The organism is Parashewanella sp. 2210YD4-3, from assembly GCF_056591735.1.
This window is the reverse complement of record NZ_JBWQOG010000007.1, coordinates 134,065-153,249: the sequence shown is the minus strand read 5'-3', so window position 1 is coordinate 153,249 and position 19,185 is coordinate 134,065. Positions and strand designations below refer to the sequence as shown.

The 19,185-nt window shown below is 39.7% G+C and carries 14 protein-coding genes; 9 read left to right on the top strand and 5 right to left on the bottom strand.

What is annotated here, in order from left to right; all coding sequences use genetic code 11:
• Positions 1–107 precede the first annotated feature (107 nt).
• From AC1EU0_RS12175 to tsaA, 4 genes are all read left to right on the top strand, one after another.
• Positions 108–3,167: an amidohydrolase family protein gene (locus AC1EU0_RS12175; protein WP_480302717.1), complete on the top strand. Its 3,060-nt coding sequence runs from the start codon at positions 108–110 to the stop codon at positions 3,165–3,167.
• 11 nt (positions 3,168–3,178) lie between these two features.
• Complete coding sequence (locus AC1EU0_RS12170) at positions 3,179–4,459, top strand: amidohydrolase family protein (RefSeq protein WP_480302715.1); 1,281 nt, start codon at positions 3,179–3,181, stop codon at positions 4,457–4,459.
• A gap of 73 nt (positions 4,460–4,532) precedes the next feature.
• Entirely contained in the window at positions 4,533–4,907 is a 375-nt protein-coding gene (rcsF, locus tag AC1EU0_RS12165; RefSeq protein WP_480302713.1) for an Rcs stress response system protein RcsF, read from the top strand.
• Between the two features lie 76 nt (positions 4,908–4,983).
• On the top strand, positions 4,984–5,688 hold the full coding sequence (gene tsaA / locus AC1EU0_RS12160) for a tRNA (N6-threonylcarbamoyladenosine(37)-N6)-methyltransferase TrmO (RefSeq protein ID WP_480302710.1): 705 nt from the start codon (positions 4,984–4,986) through the stop codon (positions 5,686–5,688).
• 260 nt (positions 5,689–5,948) lie between these two features.
• Here tsaA and AC1EU0_RS12155 read toward each other — a convergent pair whose 3' ends face one another.
• Positions 5,949–8,330, bottom strand: coding sequence for a ubiquitin carboxyl-terminal hydrolase (locus tag AC1EU0_RS12155; protein WP_480302709.1), 2,382 nt, complete (start codon positions 8,328–8,330; stop codon positions 5,949–5,951).
• 285 nt (positions 8,331–8,615) lie between these two features.
• Between AC1EU0_RS12155 and AC1EU0_RS12150 the strand changes: the two genes are divergently transcribed.
• Positions 8,616–9,227 carry an acyltransferase gene (locus tag AC1EU0_RS12150; protein WP_480302833.1) on the top strand — a complete coding sequence of 204 codons (612 nt, stop codon included), beginning with the start codon at positions 8,616–8,618 and terminating at the stop codon, positions 9,225–9,227.
• A 14-nt stretch (positions 9,228–9,241) separates the two neighbouring features.
• Here AC1EU0_RS12150 and AC1EU0_RS12145 read toward each other — a convergent pair whose 3' ends face one another.
• On the bottom strand, positions 9,242–10,840 hold the full coding sequence (locus AC1EU0_RS12145; protein ID WP_480302707.1) for an ankyrin repeat domain-containing protein: 1,599 nt from the start codon (positions 10,838–10,840) through the stop codon (positions 9,242–9,244).
• A gap of 154 nt (positions 10,841–10,994) precedes the next feature.
• Here AC1EU0_RS12145 and AC1EU0_RS12140 point away from each other — a divergent pair, with 154 nt between their 5' ends.
• Positions 10,995–12,698: a proline--tRNA ligase gene (locus tag AC1EU0_RS12140; RefSeq protein ID WP_480302706.1), complete on the top strand. Its 1,704-nt coding sequence runs from the start codon at positions 10,995–10,997 to the stop codon at positions 12,696–12,698.
• A 5-nt stretch (positions 12,699–12,703) separates the two neighbouring features.
• On the opposite strand, the gene AC1EU0_RS12135 is transcribed toward AC1EU0_RS12140, so the two are convergent.
• On the bottom strand, positions 12,704–13,285 hold the full coding sequence (locus AC1EU0_RS12135) for a hypothetical protein (RefSeq protein ID WP_480302705.1): 582 nt from the start codon (positions 13,283–13,285) through the stop codon (positions 12,704–12,706).
• A 97-nt stretch (positions 13,286–13,382) separates the two neighbouring features.
• Between AC1EU0_RS12135 and AC1EU0_RS12130 the strand changes: the two genes are divergently transcribed.
• The 3 genes from AC1EU0_RS12130 to AC1EU0_RS12120 all read left to right on the top strand — a co-directional run bounded on the left by AC1EU0_RS12130 (position 13,383) and on the right by AC1EU0_RS12120 (position 16,038).
• The gene (locus AC1EU0_RS12130) at positions 13,383–14,510 is read left to right on the top strand and encodes a patatin-like phospholipase family protein (RefSeq protein WP_480302704.1); all 1,128 of its coding nucleotides are present in this window, start codon (positions 13,383–13,385) and stop codon (positions 14,508–14,510) included.
• An 18-nt stretch (positions 14,511–14,528) separates the two neighbouring features.
• A complete protein-coding gene (locus AC1EU0_RS12125) occupies positions 14,529–15,461 on the top strand; it encodes a GGDEF domain-containing protein (RefSeq protein WP_480302702.1) in 933 nt (310 codons plus the stop codon).
• Positions 15,462–15,735: 274 nt separating this feature from the next.
• Complete coding sequence (locus AC1EU0_RS12120; protein WP_480302700.1) at positions 15,736–16,038, top strand: ArsR/SmtB family transcription factor; 303 nt, start codon at positions 15,736–15,738, stop codon at positions 16,036–16,038.
• Positions 16,039–16,201: 163 nt separating this feature from the next.
• Here the strand turns inward: AC1EU0_RS12120 and ligA are convergent, their stop codons facing one another.
• Positions 16,202–18,205: an NAD-dependent DNA ligase LigA gene (gene ligA / locus AC1EU0_RS12115; RefSeq protein ID WP_480302697.1), complete on the bottom strand. Its 2,004-nt coding sequence runs from the start codon at positions 18,203–18,205 to the stop codon at positions 16,202–16,204.
• 69 nt (positions 18,206–18,274) lie between these two features.
• A complete protein-coding gene (zipA, locus tag AC1EU0_RS12110; RefSeq protein ID WP_480302696.1) occupies positions 18,275–19,126 on the bottom strand; it encodes a cell division protein ZipA in 852 nt (283 codons plus the stop codon).
• Positions 19,127–19,185: the final 59 nt, after the last annotated feature.

The following is a 19,185-nucleotide window of genomic DNA, read 5'->3' as shown; positions in this document are numbered from 1 at the left end:
AATATTTAGAACAATTTTATTGATAATAAAAAGTTACAAAAAAACTTCTTTTCCTTATTGCCTTTGCAGTATCCTAGCTCAACCTACAACAAACATCACACGGAAAAATGATAAATATTAACAAAGTGATAAGCGCCAGTGCGCTAGTCGTAATGTCATCATCCAGTTTCGCCAGTGTCCTTACTCCAAATGCGAACAATAAACTTACCGCTCTGACTCACGCCAATATTTTTGTTGCTCCGGGTAAAGTTGTTAAAAACGCTACATTGCTGGTCGAAAACGACCGAGTTAAAGCCATTATTGAAGATAATGATATCCCCAGAGCGGCGCTAGAAATTAACTTATCTGGCTATACCATTTATCCCGGTTTTATTGACCCATATACTCAATACGGTATCGACTATAGCTTTCCAGAAACCAAGCAAACTAAGCCTATTTATTTTAATGACCGCATAGGTGGCAATGCTTCAAATGATGCTATCCATGCTGAAAAAGAATGGTTTTCGTATATTAAGCCAGATGAAAAAAGCGCCAAAACATGGATAAACAATGGCTTTACCAGTGTTCAATCGGCAAAGTTAGACGGTATCTTTCGTGGCCGTGGCGTAAGCTTATCTTTGGAAAATGACATTCCAAACAAGGTGATTTACCAAGCTCGAAGCCATCAATTTATGTCATTCAACAAAGGGAGCTCAAAGCAGGACTACCCCGGTTCGCTAATGGGCAGTATCGCTTTAATCCGTCAAACGCTTTCAGACGCTAATTGGTATAAAGAAAATTACAACAAACCGGGCACGATTTCACAACCAAATGAAATCGAATTTAATGCTGCCTATGAAAAACTAGGAAATTTACACAAACAACACATTATTTTCGAAACCAATAACCTTAATAACCAGCTGCGTGCAGCTCGTGAATTAGCAGAGTTTGATTTGACACCTACGATCGTGGGTACAGGTAATGAATACAGCCGAATCAATGAAATCAAAGCCTTAAATTACTCAATCATTTTACCATTAAAGTTTCCTGATGCCCCTAATGTGGCGGATAGTGACGCAGCAAAAGATGTCAAACTTGCAGAGTTAAGACATTGGGAACGTGCATCATCAAATCCAGCGGCACTAGCAAAAGCTGATATCTCATTTGCTTTCACCTTATCTGGAAGTGATAAAAAAGCATTCTGGAAGCATATCCGTAAAGCAATTAACGCTGGATTATCAAAGCAAAATGCTTTAGCAGCCTTGACAACCAATCCAGCTGAGATGGCTAACATTTCAGACATAGCGGGTAAATTAGAGCCGGGTTACAAAGCTGACTTTGTGATATCCAAAGGTGACTTGTTCGACAGCGGAAAAATTTACAGTGTTTGGCTGCAGGGTAAAGAAACGCAAATTCATGATCGTGGCCTAGATAATCTTGTCGGTAATTATCAACTAACTCTAAACCAAATCGATTTTGATCTGGGATTAGAAAAAGGCACAAAGCTTGATGCTTCCCTGTCTAGTGGTGAACAACAAATTGAGTTAGATAAAGTCAAATACGACAATGAACGATTAACCTTTATCGCTGATCTTTCTGGTGCTGACTATCAAGGCGTGACACGATTCGTCTTATGGCTAGATGGCAAAGAATTAACTGGTCGAATGGAAACTGCTGATGGCTCTGAATACCCTGTTACCGCTAAACGTATCAAACTAGATACTGACTCAGGAACTCTAACCTCCAAAAAACCTCAGGACTCTAATGGGAAAACCAACTTTGTCAGCAAAACCACTCACCCAAATGTCGCGTTTGGGCTTGATGCATTACCAGAGCAAGAAACGGTATTAATTAAAAACGCAACCGTTTGGACATCTGAAAACACTGGCATTCTCAAAAATACTGATGTACTGATCAAAAACGGTGAAATTGAAGAAATCGGTCAAGGGCTAAAAACCCCTAGAAAAGCCGTTGTTATCGATGCTACAGGTAAACATCTAACGGCTGGTATTGTTGATGAACACTCTCATATTGCCATTAACGGCGGGGTTAATGAGGCTACTCATGCTGTAACCTCTGAAGTTCGTATTGGAGATGTGCTTAATCCTGACGATATAAACATCTACCGTGCTCTTGCCGGCGGTGTAACGACTGTTCAATTGCTTCATGGAAGTGCAAACCCTATCGGTGGTCAAGCGCAAACCATTAAACTTCGTTGGGGCGATACTGCTGAAGGATTGAAATTCAAAGAAGCCAATCCAAGTATTAAGTTCGCCTTGGGTGAAAACGTTAAACAAACCCATTGGGGTGAAAAGTTTTCCCGTCGCTTCCCTAAAAGCCGAATGGGGGTTGATGCCCTTTTCCGTGAGACTATGGACTCCGCTCTTGAATATGAACAAGCTAAAAAAGATTACGACGATTTACGCCGTAGTTCTAAACGTAAAATTGTTGCACCACGAAAGGACTATCGTCTAGAAGCCGTTAACCAAGTGATTAATGGAGAACGTGATGTTCATATTCATTCTTACGTTGCATCTGAAATTCTAATGTTTTTGAAAGTGGCTGATGCATACGGATTTACCGTAAAAGCATTCACTCATATTTTGGAAGGTTATAAAGTTGCTGACGAGATGGCTAAGCACGGCACTAGTGCCTCTACTTTCTCAGACTGGTGGGCTTATAAGTTTGAAGTGTACGATGCGATTCCACAAAACACCTGCTTAATGACCAAAAAAGGTGTACTCACGAGTGTTAACTCTGATGATAGAGAAATGATGCGCCGCCTAAACCAAGAAGCCGCTAAATCAATGTTCTATTGTGATATGAGTGAAATTGATGCTTGGAATATGGTTACTATCAACCCAGCGAAACAACTTGGCGTTGAAGAGTACGTTGGTTCAATCAAAGAAGGTAAACAAGCTGACTTAGCATTATGGAGTCACAATCCACTTTCAGTGTATGCAAAAGCAGAAAAAGTATGGGTTGACGGCAAACGCTACTTTGATATTGAAATAGACAAGAACAAGCAGCAACAAATTGCCACAGAGCGCCAAGCTCTTATCCAAAAAATACTGACAAGTGGCACTAAAATGAAGTCAAAATCAGAAGCACCTATATTCAAAGAACCTGAGTGGCATTGTGATACGCTTTTCCATGCTTGGGATAAAAGCCACAACCACAGCCACTAAGGAGAAGAACAATGAAAAAACATCTTTTAACTATCAGTTTATTTTCAGTGGCTTCAATGATTTCAGCGGCTGCATTCGCAAGTGATATTGTGCCGACAGCAAAACAAAAGCAAGCGGTTTTGCTGCAAAACGCCACGATTCACACAGCGGCGAACGGTGTAATTGAAAACGGTGACATGATATTTAATAATGGTCGTATCGTTGAAATCGGCCAAGATTTAAATTCTAATTCAGCTAAAGTTATTGATCTTACTGGTAAACATATCTATCCGGGTTTGGTTGCATTAAGTACCAGCCTTGGTTTAGTCGAAGTTAATGCTGTAAAAGAAAGCGTCGATAATCGTGAAGTCGGCTTTGTTAATCCTCAATTGTCGCCCGCTGTCGCTTATAACGCTGACTCTGAAATCATTCCAACGGTTCGTAGAAACGGTATCACTTACGCCCAAGTGATACCGACAGGTAACGGGATTGCAGGCCAATCCATCGTTGTGAATTTAGATGCATGGAATATTGATGATGCTCTGGTTAAAACTGGACCGCAGATGAACCTGTATTGGCCGTCAATTCGCTGGGCCTCATCAGATCCTAAAGTTTATAAAAAACAGTTAGAAAGCCTAAATAAGCAAATAAGTGAAGTGCATCAAGCTTTTGAAGATGGCTATCGCTACTATTTGAGTTACAAAACTAACCATGATGTAAAAGGCAATAAAGCGTTAGCTAGTATGCTTCCACTGTTTAATGGGAAAGGCCAGCTTTATGTCCATGCTAATAAGCAAAAGCAGATTGAGCAAGCTATCGCCATCGCCAGAAAATATAAATTCAAACTAGTCATTGTCGGTGGCTATGATGCTTGGCGAGTGGCAACATCATTGAAGGAAGTTGGAGCCAAAGTCATTTATACCAATGTCTTTAGTTTACCACAGCGCAATGACGACCCAGTAGATCAAGCCTTTAAAGTACCTAGCTTACTAAAACAAGCAGGAGTGCCTTTTGCTCTTGCGATTAAAGCTGATTGGAATACCCGAAACTTACCCTTTGCAGCAGGTCAAACCGTAAGTCATGGTTTAAGCAAGGAAGAAGCCCTTAAATCCATCACAGCTGATGCCGCTAATATTCTAAATCTAAAAGATATTGGTTCTTTACAGAAAGGATATAAGGCAAGTTTTATCATCACTGAGGGCGATATACTCGATCAAGCTTCCGGAAAAGTAGAGCAACTCTACATCGACGGCCGTAAAGTTGATTTAAACAATCGTCATAATCAGCTTTATCAAAAGTACTTGAAGCGATAGGATATCGCTTCAACTTGAAACAACATGCCTGTATTTTCAGGCATGTTGTGTTTTTATGCCCATTGAGGTCAACATGAAAAAGTGCATCATCTTTCTTCCTCTCTTTCTTGCTGGATGTTCAGGTAACTACGCATTTAATAGCAACATCAGTAAAGACTCAATTAAAGAGTATTTTAAAGCCGCAGATGTGACACTGTACGACAAAGCACACCCCGCCCCTAAAAGTTATCAAACTATAAAAATTGTGAATGGAGAAGATTGTCAGCAGTCCAGTAACAATAAAATCGCAACCGAAGCAGATGCAAGAACAGATGCTCGACGCAAAGCTGCTGATATAGGAGCTAATGGGTTTATCGTCGAACACTGCGTTAATTTAGCAACCCCAACACCGGAGTGTTTAACCCAAGTAGTGTGTACAGGTAAAGCGATTAAGGTTAAGCAACCTTAGCTCTGTAGATTAAAATTTAATACCAAAGTACGACCATATAACAATGATTTCATTATTCAGAGCCAAGGTTAACTAAGTGTTTTCACAACAAATTGAAGCTATTGGCTTTTGCCAAACACCGTATAAACAAAAGTTTGGCATTCCAAGACAGCCCGGTTTAGTAGGCGCACAAGGTCAAATTATATTAGCAGGCGATTACAATCACCCTGACTTTGTTCAAGGTATTGAGCAATATTCACATCTTTGGTTGTTGTTTAGCTTTCATGAAAATCTTGAGCAAGGTTTCAAAGCTAAAGTGCGCCCGCCACGGCTTGGGGGAAATGAAAAAATAGGTGTATTTGCTACTCGTTCCACATTTCGCCCTAACGGCATAGGTCAATCGGTGGTTAGGTTGCATCAAGTTCGACTAGAAGCAAACCAAGTAATATTGGATATTTCTGGCATGGACTTAGTTAATAACACCCCTATATTGGATATTAAGCCTTACCTGCCTTTCTCTGATAGTTTACCCAATGCCAAAGCAGGCATGGCACAAAAATCACCTGAACTCTGCTTCGTAAACTTCAGCCAAGAGTGTTTAATTGCATTTAAAAGTATGAAAAATGCAGATGAATTTAAAAGATTAATTGAACAGGTTTTATCGCAAGATCCTCGTCCTGCTTATAAGAAAAATAAGCATGATGATAAGGATTATTTTATTTCTCTATATAACTACAATATCGGCTGGAAAGCCTTAAATGGTCAGATTTTTGTATCGTCGATAGATGTTAGGGCGTGTTGATCTTTCAGGATTAAATTTTGTGCTATTTGAGCACTTTTCTGTTCAAGGCGTGAGCAGTGAAGCTTAGCCATCTAAGTAAACTGGTCACAACACAGAACAGGAAGTGCTCAAAAGCATCGAAGACAGCGTAAATTGGTCACTTCTGCTACGTTATCGTTTGTTTATGTGGGGGCTGCCACACTTCACAAACTCTGCCTTGCATAAGATAACCAATTTATCGCTGCAAAAATAAACACGAAAGATCAACACGCCCTAAAACCTCAATTAGCATCTACTCTCTTTAGAGAGTACAAATAACCACTTAGCTCTCTTTGCTCGCAAAACTCATTAAGGTTGTTAACTGAACGATTCATATTCCTAGCTTTATAAAAATCTCGCCAATCTACAGCAACATCATCATCAAGAAAAACCACACTGCCATCAGGGTTGAATTTTAATGCCGTATAATGCCCTATTCGAATACCGGAACCTGCATGACAGGATATCCCAACAACTTGATATTCTACATTTATAGGTTCAGTTTTCTCCCCAATATGCATAGACACTTTAACTCTACAGTCGTTTTCCAGCAATGAATGTATCACTTCTAATCCAACATCTTTTTTCTTAGGTTGACGACCTCTCCCATCTTGCACAATACAAGTTGGTTTGGTACTAGCCTTTTCAAACAATTTTAATTGGACTAAGAATTGATCGGGCGGCGAAGACTCTGCATGGAATTTTATTTGTTTGGTTGTTATCACATTTTCAGGTTTCACCTTATGTCGTTCTAACACTCCATCATCCCAGTGAAAAGCCTCTTCTTTTTGTAACTCTTCTTCTCTACTAAACTGCTCCAAATAGCTGTCCAATGTCACCACACTGCCTTCTACTGGAGCGTTGGCCATCGCTAAGGGGTTTGGCGTTGGAGCAAAACGTGATGTCAAATGTGTTCTTCCATCGGCTGTATTTAGATGCAAGACTTCTCTCGTTTGGATATGACTTCCTTTGGCTAGAGTCAAACCGAAGATATCCATAATATCCATAAGAAACTCTTGGGGATCCTGTTGGGGAATGTTGGCAAAAATGAATTCCTGAGGTTCTGGAGCGAGTATATATAGAGAGTTTAATCGATTAGTGACTCGTGCAAAATGAAGATAAGCCTTTAAAAAATCTTGTTGTTGCTCCGCGGGAGATGCTATCGCTTCTGGATCGGTTACATCCATTTGCAGTCTTTCTTGTAGTTTTAAAAACTCATTTTTAAAGTGTATAAGCGCAACTAATTTTTCAGAGAGCTCAACATTTGGGTATTCGGGAATTCTAACGGGTTGTGAAACCAGATCTACTTCAGGCATTTCTGAAATGCTTTTAGCCCAATGATCAATTAACTTAGCTCGCTCGATTTGAATCTTTTCTTTTTCCCTATCTGTTTCTTCAGGCCCTAAATTTTTATCTATGCCGCTGAAATCATTGCTAGGTAACGCTTTCAATACAATATCTTTGGCAGCGGCTAAAGGAATGCCATGTTTTAGATGTGCTACACCACCAGACAGCTTCAGATGTATGCTTAATAACTGTAAGGCGCTATTCATAAAACAGGTACTTCCCCAGTTATATAAACCTGCACCTTTTGGTGTTACGCCAAATTCAATCGCTTTGTGTGCATCGGTGACTTGGGGAATAACATTAATTTTACTGGTTATTTTGGTATGAGCCTCTTTGGCAACAAGTGCTAACGGGCTATACTCTCTTCCAATTTGATCTGATGGTAAATCAAAATAGGGAGCATCAAGAACTAAGCCAAAAAACTCATCGAGTAAATCATCTTTCTGAGTAGGCTGAATTTTTTGATAAATGACCAATCGTGTTGCCAATTGCTGTTCTGTATATAAAGCAAAATCTACCCGAGAAAACAGTGCGTCGAATTGGTTTTGAGAGGCAACCAATCCACTTCGTAGCATTTTTTTAGCAAGATCTTTTTTGATATCGGTAATAGAAGCTCTAGTGTCTGGTAACCTATTAGAAAACTTCTCTTCTTTGAATGGACTTTTCGCAGTATCGGCCACATATTTTGAAGTAGCATTTTTAGTCTTGGATCTCGGTGAATTTTTTGTCGAATGCTGAACCTTTAATGCTTTTTGAGCTAAGCTTCTCTTTTGCAATAAAGAACTAGGTGACTCTTTTTGTTTCCACTCTGCGGGAATAGATATTTTATCTGTTTCAGGTATTCGTTCACCCGATACCACCTCACAAGAATGAGCCAGAGGAAACTGCTCAAGTTTAACGTGGGAAAACCTTTGTATTTCTTGTCCACCTGCATTCTTAAGAACAAGTATATAACCATCCTTGTCGCCGTAACGCTGCTTTAATTCTAAAGATAGTTTAAGCTTCCCTTCGAAATACTTATCCATTTCAGCAATTTTTTGCTCTGCTGCTTCTTTCGATTCTATTTCCAGCAGTTCCATTACGTCTTTCGACACTTGTGTGCGGTAATCGCTCTTATCTCCCCCCTGAGGAAGTGCAGGCTTGATTATGTCTTTCCATAAAAGTGAAAAGCTGCGAATATCCCTCAATATATTTTCATCATTTTCTTGAGTGAATCGTTCTGGTTCACTCTCATAAGATGTATTGGGAACTTGAGTTTGATTACCAATTCGAGCCAAAATTCAGCCTTATTTTTTCAATAATATAAAAAGCATAGCAGAACCCTTAAAGCTATCAGGTATCTGTTTGAATTATAGTGCCCGAGTCAAAAGTAGATTGATCTTTAACTTTAACTCTAAACCCCACAAGTCACACATTGACTTCTATACCTTTTTAAGTCAGTACATTATGTCTTCCAAGAAATAGTACAAGTTAAGCTTAATTAATACCTAGGCCGCGCCCAAGTTGTGTTTATCGATTATGTTCATTACCATAAGCGCACTTTACGCACTATCTCCATACCTATGCCCATTGATTATCAAACTCAGCATAAAAAACGTCTTTCATATATGCCATGGTTATATTTTTCTTTAAAAGATAAACACTTGAAGTGGGCTAAACCTTGGCAAGAAGAAGTGCAACACCAATTTATGCAACTTGAAACCATCGAGATTGGCCAAAACTGTTTTATCGCCCCTGAAGCCAACTTATTTGCAGAGCCAGGTCGAAAAATTAGTATTGGTGACAAGTGTATGATTGCGGCTGAATGCTTTATCCATGGGCCGATAAAATTAGGAAATGAAGTTGCCATTAATCATGGTTGCTCCATAGACGGGGGCAAGACTGGCATCATTATCGGAGATAAAACTCGTATCGCCAACAATGTCACGATTTATGCTTTTAACCATGGTATGTCGCCAGACTCACCTATATACCAACAAGCAGTAGCATCCAAGGGCGTAGTAATTGGTGATGATGTTTGGATTGGTGCTCAAGCTGGTATTGTTGATGGTGTAATCATTGGAAATCAAGCTGTGGTTGGTATGGGGGCAATTGTGACTAAAAATGTACCAGATTTCGCCATCGTCGCTGGTAACCCTGCGAAAATCATTGGTGATAGGCGGAATAAATTGTAGAAATAGATTGCCTTTTAGTCAAACACTAACCAATCTTCATCCTCGAGCCCTTCTCCTATATTCCCTGTTGCCTGTTCAAGGGCTCTGTCACACATTATTTTCTGTACTTCAGGATTTTTAACAAGCTGAAATGCGGTCTTTCCATCGTTGTTTGGTTTAGCCGTTTCAGCGCCTAAGTCAAGTAACTTCTCAACCATTTTGGGAGCACTAGCTTTACAAGCTCTATGAAGCCGTGTATTACCACTTTTTTCAGGCTTATTCAGTTCATCTTTAGCAGCAGTAAACTTGGTTACTAGGCTAGTCGATAAATAGGTACACTTAAGTGCTAACGCTTCTTCGAAGATAACAAACATTTGTTCTGCTTCTTGAAGCCATGGACAAGATTCAATAAATTGAACAACAACATCTGGTGAACCGCAAGTGACTAATGCTTTGATATCTTGATCGCTTCGAGTTTCTGCTGCCCCCAAAAAACGAGTTCTTACAAAAAGCTTTTGAAGTTGCCCTCCATACTTGAGCATTTCGGATATAAAAGCCTTTTCTTTGTGATTATCAAATCCACACATCAGTTCGTTGAAAAATGAATATTTAGCGGCATCTCTATAAATCACATCTCGTTTCATTTCACATTCTAACAACTTTGTGAGTATACCTATATCTTCATACTTATTTTGAATCATATGCATAAGTGGCGTTGCACCAGATTCAAATGCTGGAAAGAGTGTTTCAGGTTTATGCTGCAAAAGAAGCTTTACTCTGTGAAAGCGCCCTTTATCCATTTCCCTAGTTAATACTGATGCATAGAGAGGAGCACTAATTTTATCCTTTTCAGATTGTAAATAGGCAACTAGTAATTCATGACTGCTTTGGGCTACAAAATCAATAAAGCTTATTTTGAATCCATTCCCATAAAAGTCAGGCTCAACAAATAGATTAAAATTAGCACTTGCACAATTGTCACCTTCAGGGCCTAAATTGACATCAGCGTTATTGCCAATTAATGCAGAAGCGATGGCAATACTTTGTCGAGAACAACTTATCGAAAAAGCTGTAAATCCATTTCTATTTCTTGCATTTACCTTCAGCTCGCTCTGTTTTAATAGCAAGTTTACTATTTCATGGCTACGGGCATTAGCAGCAAGCATTAATGGAGTCTGGCATGCTTGATCGCAGCTGTTAACATTCGCTCCATGGTTAAGGAGAAGCCTAACTGTACCTATACAACCTGTCTTACAAGCTAGGTGCAGTGCCGTTCTTCCTTCCTTATCGACACAATGGATATCTATACCTTCAGAAATATACTCTACAACAGCTGGAGTTTGCCCCCTTTTTACTGCATTAAGAAATTCATCACCCTTGTTAAGCCTTTCAATAATGTATTGATTTTTCATCTCATCAACAGCTAACAATGGCTGTGCGCCATTATTGGTTCGATGAAAACCCTCAGCTACATAACAACGGTCCTTTTTCTCGCAATCAAACTCATACATTTCTTTACTGAAAACAAATGAAATTTTGCCCGGATGAGTTTTATAGCTTTGAGCAGCAGCTGTAATAAACTTGGTCTTATCATAAGAAGCTGCGACATCTATTTCACTTGTACCTGCTACCATAATATCTCTTTAAAATTAGCCTTATGGACAATTCTAATAATTTACACTGAGCTTGTATTGCTTTATGAATCATGATTAATCTCAATTCTTTAAGTGACAAGCAAAAACGAAATGTTAAAATAACGCCCATTTCAACTTCTAGTGGACAATGTGAATGCGAGTCAGCAAATACCTGCTTTCAACACAAAAAGAAACACCTGCTAACGCAGAAGTGATCAGCCATCAACTTATGCTTCGCGCTGGTCTAATTCGCCCTAATGCTTCTGGTTTATACAGCTGGCTTCCGACAGGCCTGAAAGTACTTCGTAAAGTCGAAGCGATTGTACGTGATGAGATGGAAAAAGCAGGGGCTCAAGAAGTCTTAATGCCGATGGTTCAACCGGCTGACCTTTGGCAAGAAAGTGGGCGTTGGGTTGAGTACGGCCCTGAGTTGCTTCGCTTCCAAGACCGCCATAACCGTGACTTTGTATTAGGTCCAACTCATGAAGAAGTACTCACGGATATTGTGCGTAAAGAAGTCAGTTCATATAAGCAACTGCCTATGAATCTTTATCAGATTCAAACAAAATTCCGTGACGAAGTTCGTCCACGCTTTGGTGTAATGCGGGCTCGTGAATTTATAATGAAAGATGCTTATTCTTTACACTTAGATCAAGAAACCATGGATGATACTTATCAATCCATGCACAACGCCTATAGCAACATTCTGTCTCGTATAGGGTTAGAATTCCGCCCAGTTTTAGCTGATTCAGGTTCAATTGGTGGTGCGATGTCACATGAGTTCCACGTGTTAGCACAAAGCGGTGAGGATTTGATCGCTTATTCTGCTGATGGAAAATACGCAGCAAACATTGAGCGCGCAGAATCTCCATTGCCAACTGAAAAGCGCAGTGAGCCAACTCAAGAAATGAGCTTAGTTGATACACCAAATGCTAAAACCATTGCTCAGCTTGTTGAACAGTTTGATTTAGACATCAAGAAAACCGTCAAGACTCTGATTGTGAAAGGTTCTGAAGAAGATACACCTTATGTTGCTTTATTAGTACGTGGTGACCATGAACTTAACGAAATCAAAGCAGAGAAAGTAGCCCAAGTAGCTTCTCCACTTGAATTTGCAACTGAAGAAGAAATTCGTTCAGTGATTGGTGCAGGTCCAGGCTCTCTTGGCCCTGTTAATCTAGACTTGCCAATTATCGTTGACCACAGTGTCGCAGTGATGAGTGATTTTGGTGCTGGAGCAAACATAGATGACAAGCACTACTTCGGCATCAACTGGGAGCGTGATCTACCATTAGCCCAAGCGGCAGATATTCGTGACGTAGTGGAAGGAGAACAAGCTCCTGATGGTGGGAAATATGCCTTTGCTCGTGGTATTGAGGTAGGTCATATCTTCCAGCTTGGTACTAAGTACTCAGAATCGATGAATGCAACCGTACTTAACGAGCAAGGTAAATCACAAGTGCTACTTATGGGCTGTTACGGTGTAGGTGTTAGCCGCATTGTGGCTGCTGCGATTGAACAAAATCACGATGACCGTGGCATTATCTGGCCGGATGCTATCGCACCTTTCAAAATTGGTATTTTACCAATGAATATGCACAAATCTCACCGCGTAAAAGAATTGGCAGAGAAACTTTATCAAGATCTAACAGATCTAGGTGTTGAAGTAATGTTCGATGATCGCAAGGAACGTCCAGGTGTCATGTTCGCCGACATGGAACTGGTTGGTGTACCACACACAATTGTGATTGGTGACCGTAATATTGATAATGGTGTATTGGAATACAAAAACCGTAAAACGGGTGAGAAACAAGATATACCTATGGATGAAGTAATGAGCTTTTTGGCAGGTCTTTAAATCATTTATTGGTAGGGGGGGACTCTCCCCCTATTGATTTTATTCTTAACTGCTTTTGAAACCTCAAACTTTTTATAACTTGCCGTTTCTTCCAATACATCACCTCCTACTTCAATACTGTCACCCTTTCCTTGATCAACTTGGACGGTATTGCTTTCTTTAATCCCAGTCAAAAGCTCATTGTCAGGTTCATACCACAGTAATTCATCCTCAAACTCTCTAGCTACTTTTAGTCGATTAGCAATGTATTCTTTTAAGAGTTCACTACAGGAAGCCTTATCTTGAGCTTTGATTGGTTGTTTGAAAAAATCCATCATTACCTGAAACATTTTTGCACTGTTATCAGCAGGTGCAACCGATAGAACCTCCCTATTTAAAAATGTTACAGAATAATTGTAATACTTATCTTTATATTCAACTTTTACTGTTAAAACACCAGTATCTGGAATAATCATAAATCCACATATTCCACCTTCAGCTCTAGCCGCAACGCTAATGCCGTTTGCAAGAATAGCTCTTGGTAACTCATCAATAGGTGTTTCTCTTGAGTCTATTCTGGGTGAAATCTGAACGCCACTTACAGCCATTTATTTATCTAACGTCATATTTTGCTTTGAAATAAGTATAGCTCTGCTACATTAAACCTATGAGGTACATGGATTAACATCTCTTTACATAAGTATTATGAATAAAAATATTGCATTAGTTTTGGGAGGTGGTGGCGCTAGAGCTGCCTATCAAGTTGGTGTGCTCAAAGCGATAGTGGAAGACTATCCACGCAACCACAATATTCCTTTTGATATTCTTTCAGGCTCGTCAGCGGGAGCTATCAATGCAACCTCGCTTGCAACCCATGCATCATGTTTTCACTTAGGTGTGAAAAAGCTCAGCTATGTTTGGGGGCAATTTTCAACCAATAAAGTGTATAGAAGCTCATTCTCCGGTGTGTTTGCGCACTTTGCAAAGATACTACTAAAAAGTTTACAGGCAGCTCCAATTAATCCAGAACCTGGCAGCCTACTCAATAATGAACCACTTAGACAATTACTCAATGAGGTTATGGATTTCGAACGTGTCGATAGGAATATCGATAGAGGCGCATTAGAAGCTCTAAGCATAGATGTATCTTGCTACAACGACTTTAAATCTTACTCTTTTTTCCAAGCTAATAACTCTATCGATAACTGGATTCGTGCAAGGCGTGTAGGCCAAAGAACTCAGTTATATACCGAGCACCTTTTAGCAAGCTCTGCTATTCCTTTAGTTTTTCCATCAGTAAAGATTAACCAACAATTTTATGGTGATGGCTCTATCCATCAGATATCACCTTTATCTTCCCCTATTCATCTAGGTGCTGATAAAATCATGATCATTAATTTAGCTTTTTCTTCAAAAGAAAAAGCCAATTCTTTGACAGATCATCCGAAAGTTTCTTCCATTGCAGGTCACTTATTAGACACTATTTTTTCTGATACGCTTAATAGTGATCTCGAGCGAATTGAACATATAAACCAAACAATAAAACTCATCGCTGATGATAAAAAAGCACAGTATCCATCCAAACCTATAGAAACTATGGTGATTACACCGAGTCAGGATTTATCAGATATTGCGATTAAACATTATCAGCGTATGCCTTTGGCAATAAGGCTTATGCTGAGAGCCTTTGGCATCAATAAGTACTCACAGTCTAGTGTTATTTCTTATTTGTTATTTGAACGTGAATACACCAGAGAACTCATGAATTTGGGCTATCAAGACGGTAAGGCACAAATTAATAAAATAAGAAAGTTTCTCAACACATCACAATAACCTCGACTTACTTTCGATATGGCACAAATACTGCTTTCTGATCCGTATCGTCAAAATATGCGCTCTGTCGGAGTAACTATGGATTTTGGGTTAGCAGCAGATTATCAATCACAACAACTGATCTTTTCACCGCAAGATCGGCTTGTAAAAAATATTGAGCCTGATTTAGTCGAAGTATTGCAATCGCTTCATGCCAGCCTAGATCCAAGGCAGGTTTTTGCCAACTATGGCAAAACCATTGAACAACATTTGCCGATTGTAGGTATGAACATACAATTGCCAGAACATCACCTCCATTTTGGTTCTAATCAAGGCAAAGTGTTCAAAAGACATTTCCAAGTTCAACAACAAGCCGCAGAAGTGAACTATCGGCTAACATCAACTTTATCAGCTAAACAGTTATCACTTTTGCTTCAACTAGAAGCCTTATTGAAGCAGCCACTTGAAAATGCCTTGCGTCATTATGAAATTTCAAACCAAGCGCTACTCGATTCTCTAACTAGTCTCGGTAATCGCCGTTACTATGAAAAAGTATTAGCAACCAGAATTGCATGTTTTGACCGTAATGGTGAGCCACTAACGTTAGCCATTTTAGACTTAGATAAACTCAAACACATCAATGATTCATTTGGTCATCAATTTGGCGACGTAATTTTACAAGACTTCGGAAAATTATTGCAAAGCACAATCCGAGACACAGATCATGCGTTTAGGGTGGGTGGTGATGAATTCATTATTTTGGTTCACGGTGATGAAAACGCTACGCGAATACTCTTGAATCGTCTTGAACAAAGCCTTCAGAATCAACCACTATTAAAGCAGTTTGATGTTGGGTACAGCGCAGGAATGAGTGAATTGACTCGTTATACTTCGGCTAGTGATTTGTACGCCAAAGCCGACAAATCCATGTACGATGTAAAAATGCAAAAAAAGAAAGCAGCTGCGTGTTGAGCTTTAATACCTTATTTGAACGTTTCTCTGTTCACAGAACTGAATAGAAAACGTTCAAAAGCAACTATTGCAGTCTAAAAATCAACAGTATTTCAACCCTGACCCTAAATCATATCCTAGGCTTTTTGTTTAATCTTAATGAAACCAATAATCTCATTAGAAAAACCTAATTTAGAATAACCGAAAATATATTTTACTAAGGTTATTTTTTATAATAGGATTTTATTTTCAATGTGTTTGAAGCAAGCTTTTAAAGCCTATTAAAGGTGCAATAATGAATCCCCAAGACATGCAAGCCAATGCTAAAGAAGCGGCTGACCTCCTAAAGACCATGAGCCACCCTGATCGACTGCAGGTTTTGTGTCAACTTACTGAAAGTGAGGTTAATGTCTCAGAATTATTAAGCCACAGTACATTAAGTCAGTCAGCATTTTCACAACATTTAGCGGTACTTAAGCAAAAGAATTTGATTAAAGCGAGAAAGTCAGCACAACAAGTTTTTTACTCTATTGCTGATGAGCGAGTTTACGAGATTGTTAAAACATTACACACTATTTTTTGTAAGATAGAGCAATAAATAATCTCAACCCTATCGTTACCCTATTAATTACGTGCAATTTATAGGCTAGATAAGCATCTACGTCACTCCTGAAAAGGCAGGAGTGACACAAAATATAAACCCAAATTAAATCGCTCCAAGGGGCGAAAAATTAGGTCCTGTTGATCTTTCATGATCAAATTTAACTATTCAATACTGCCAATAAACCATCTTCATCAAGAATTTTAATTCCTAACTCTTGAGCTTTTGTCAGTTTTGAACCAGCCGCATCTCCAGCTACAACGCAATCTGTCTTTTTAGAAACACTACCAGCCACTTTAGCACCAAGTAGTTGTAACTTTGCTTTAGCGTCACTACGTCCCATTTGTGTCAAAGTACCTGTAAGCACCCAAGTCTGGCCTTTCAGTGGCTGTTCGTCTTCAGCTACTTGCTCTATTTCAGGCCAATGAATACCTGCTGCAATAAGCGCATCAACAACATCAAGGTTATGAGATTGGGCAAAAAAGTGCTCAATATGCTGAGCGACAATAACACCAACATCTTCAACTTCGATTAAGGCATCAGCGTTAGCCGCCTTGATTGCGTCAAGTGATTTAAAATGAGCAGCTAAGTTTGACGCTGTAGCTTCACCAACTTCTCGAATACCTAATGAATAAAGGAATTTAGCCAAAGTTGTTTTTTTGGCTGCATCTAATGCATTTACCAAATTAGTTGCGGACTTCATTCCCATACGATCCAACATGGTGATGGCAGAAGCCGATAAACCAAATAAATCTGCTGGAGTTTGAACCAACTCTTTATCAATCAACTGCTCAACAACTTTATCGCCCATACCATCAATATCCATGGCCTTACGGGAAGCAAAATGTTTAATCGCTTCTTTACGCTGAGCGCCACAAAATAAACCACCTGTACAACGGGCTACGGCTTCCCCTTCTACTCTTTCAATATCAGAATCACATATTGGGCAATGTTGTGGGAACACTATATCTTCAGCTGAATCAGGGCGTTTTTCTGAGACTACCGCTACAACTTGTGGAATAACATCACCAGCTCGACGAATAATGACTGTATCACCAACTTTTACACCCAGCCTGTTTATTTCATCCGCATTATGTAAAGTGGCATTAGAAACGGTAACTCCCCCCACAAATACAGGCTTAAGACGTGCAACAGGCGTGAGCGCACCTGTGCGTCCTACTTGAAAGTCGACGCCCTCTAATAAGGTCATTTCCTCTTGTGCTGGAAACTTATAAGCGATTGCCCAACGCGGCGCTTTAGCGACGAATCCTAACTGGTTTTGTTGAACGATACTGTTAGTTTTGATCACCACGCCATCAATTTCGTAATCTAAAGAATCACGGCGAGTTAAAATATCGGTGTAATAAGCATCCACATCAGCCAAAGTTGGACAAACCTTAACTTCATTGGTTACAGGGAGCCCCCAAGATTTAAGTTGCTGTAATTGAGCATAATGATTTTCAGCTAATGACCAAGTTTCTGGTTCGACAACACCCAAAGCGTAAGCATAAAAATCAAGCTTACGACTAGCCGTTATTCGGCTATCTAACTGGCGTAAACTACCAGCCGCCGCATTTCTCGGGTTTACGAAAACCTTATCACCTTTCGCTTTTGCAATTTCGTTGACTGAATCAAATGCGGCTTTAGGCATGAAAGCTTCACCGCGAATTTCCACCAGCTCTGGAAACTCACCACGTAGCCTCAGCGGTATCGAGCGAATGGTTTTAACATTCTCGGTAATGTCTTCACCTACATTACCATCACCACGAGTAGCAGCACGCTCTAAGATACCATTGCGATACAAAATACTTACGGCTAAGCCGTCAAGTTTGGGTTCACAGCAATACTCAATTTGCCCAACTTTATCTGAGTTACGCTTATCAAAACTCTGCATATCTTCACTATTGAACGCATTATCAAGACTCAACATGGGCTTGAGGTGAGTAACTTGTTCAAATTTATCTAGTGGCGCACCACCTACTCGTTGAGTTGGAGAGTCAGGCAAAATAAATTCAGGATGTTGCTGCTCTAAAGCTTTTAATTCATGGAGTAAACGATCATATTCAGCATCAGGGATAGTAGGAGCATCATCAACATAATAATTGATGTTATGTTGATGTAGACTAACTGAAAGTGCTTCAATTTGTTGCTTAATCGAGGTCATGTTTTGTCTCATTCTAAGAGCAATAAGGCCGCATTTGCGGCCCTATTTTATAATATTTTTGCGTTCAAACTATGTTTTAATTCGGCGAATGTAATCTTGTTTTTTGTCATCATTCCAAGCAAGACGCTCTCCATCTTTTAGCTCTGCGCCGAGATCGTCAGCTAATTGTTCTGCAGAACCAAGCATTATAGAGAAGTTACGCAAGGCATCACCATGGCATGGAAGGCGCATAAATAACACTATGCCTTGGGTAGAAAATTGCTCCATATTATCCGGATCAAAAGTACCCGGATTTACCATGTTAGCAATTGAAAATAATACCTTTCCTGTACCAGCCGGATTTTCGTGGCGATGGAAAATGTTCATATCACCAAATTTAAAATTAACAGTGAGCATACTCGGCAACAATTCTGCGCCTTTCAACTCTTCCCCTTCTTTTGCTACCACATGCAAAACAAGTACATCATATGGATCAGCAAGCTCTTGCTCTGGTTCTTCTTCAACCTGCTTTACTTCACCTTCTTGCTCTGGGGTAAAAGCGGTTTCATCGTCATCAAAAAGACCCGCTTGTTTCGGTTCAAGCCCTAAGTCTAATTGGTCTTCTGATGCCGGAGCCGGTTGAGTTTCTATGACAGGCTCAACACGATCTACTTCAGGCTTTGAAGCCAAGGTAGGTTCTTGTTTAACTGTTGACTCTGACTGCTTTGGCTCAGAACCTTTTACTACTCTCACCTCACCAATACCGTGTTCATCAAACCCTTCTGAATCGACTCGAGGTGAATGCTTCCTTGGCGTTCTTCGCATCTTTTTATCTTTAATATTGTTTCCTTGTTGGCGACGAATGGACCATATTCCATGTACCAAAACGGCCAAAATTGCGACACCACCTAAAAGAGCAAAAACTAATTGCAGGTCTTCCATCCGTTACCCTACCGAAACTAAAAATGAATCAAAAACACAGTTAAATAATATCAATATAA

Coding starts and splice junctions, on each gene's coding strand:
- AC1EU0_RS12135 (WP_480302705.1), bottom strand. CDS start 13,285: ATGGCTGTAAGTGGCGTTCAGATTTCACCCAGAATAGACTCAAGAGAA.
- AC1EU0_RS12175 (WP_480302717.1), top strand. CDS start 108: ATGATAAATATTAACAAAGTGATAAGCGCCAGTGCGCTAGTCGTAATG.
- AC1EU0_RS12120 (WP_480302700.1), top strand. CDS start 15,736: ATGAATCCCCAAGACATGCAAGCCAATGCTAAAGAAGCGGCTGACCTC.
- zipA (WP_480302696.1), bottom strand. CDS start 19,126: ATGGAAGACCTGCAATTAGTTTTTGCTCTTTTAGGTGGTGTCGCAATT.
- AC1EU0_RS12170 (WP_480302715.1), top strand. CDS start 3,179: ATGAAAAAACATCTTTTAACTATCAGTTTATTTTCAGTGGCTTCAATG.
- AC1EU0_RS12150 (WP_480302833.1), top strand. CDS start 8,616: ATGCCCATTGATTATCAAACTCAGCATAAAAAACGTCTTTCATATATG.
- AC1EU0_RS12130 (WP_480302704.1), top strand. CDS start 13,383: ATGAATAAAAATATTGCATTAGTTTTGGGAGGTGGTGGCGCTAGAGCT.
- AC1EU0_RS12145 (WP_480302707.1), bottom strand. CDS start 10,840: ATGGTAGCAGGTACAAGTGAAATAGATGTCGCAGCTTCTTATGATAAG.
- ligA (WP_480302697.1), bottom strand. CDS start 18,205: ATGACCTCGATTAAGCAACAAATTGAAGCACTTTCAGTTAGTCTACAT.
- AC1EU0_RS12140 (WP_480302706.1), top strand. CDS start 10,995: ATGCGAGTCAGCAAATACCTGCTTTCAACACAAAAAGAAACACCTGCT.
- rcsF (WP_480302713.1), top strand. CDS start 4,533: ATGAAAAAGTGCATCATCTTTCTTCCTCTCTTTCTTGCTGGATGTTCA.
- AC1EU0_RS12125 (WP_480302702.1), top strand. CDS start 14,529: ATGGCACAAATACTGCTTTCTGATCCGTATCGTCAAAATATGCGCTCT.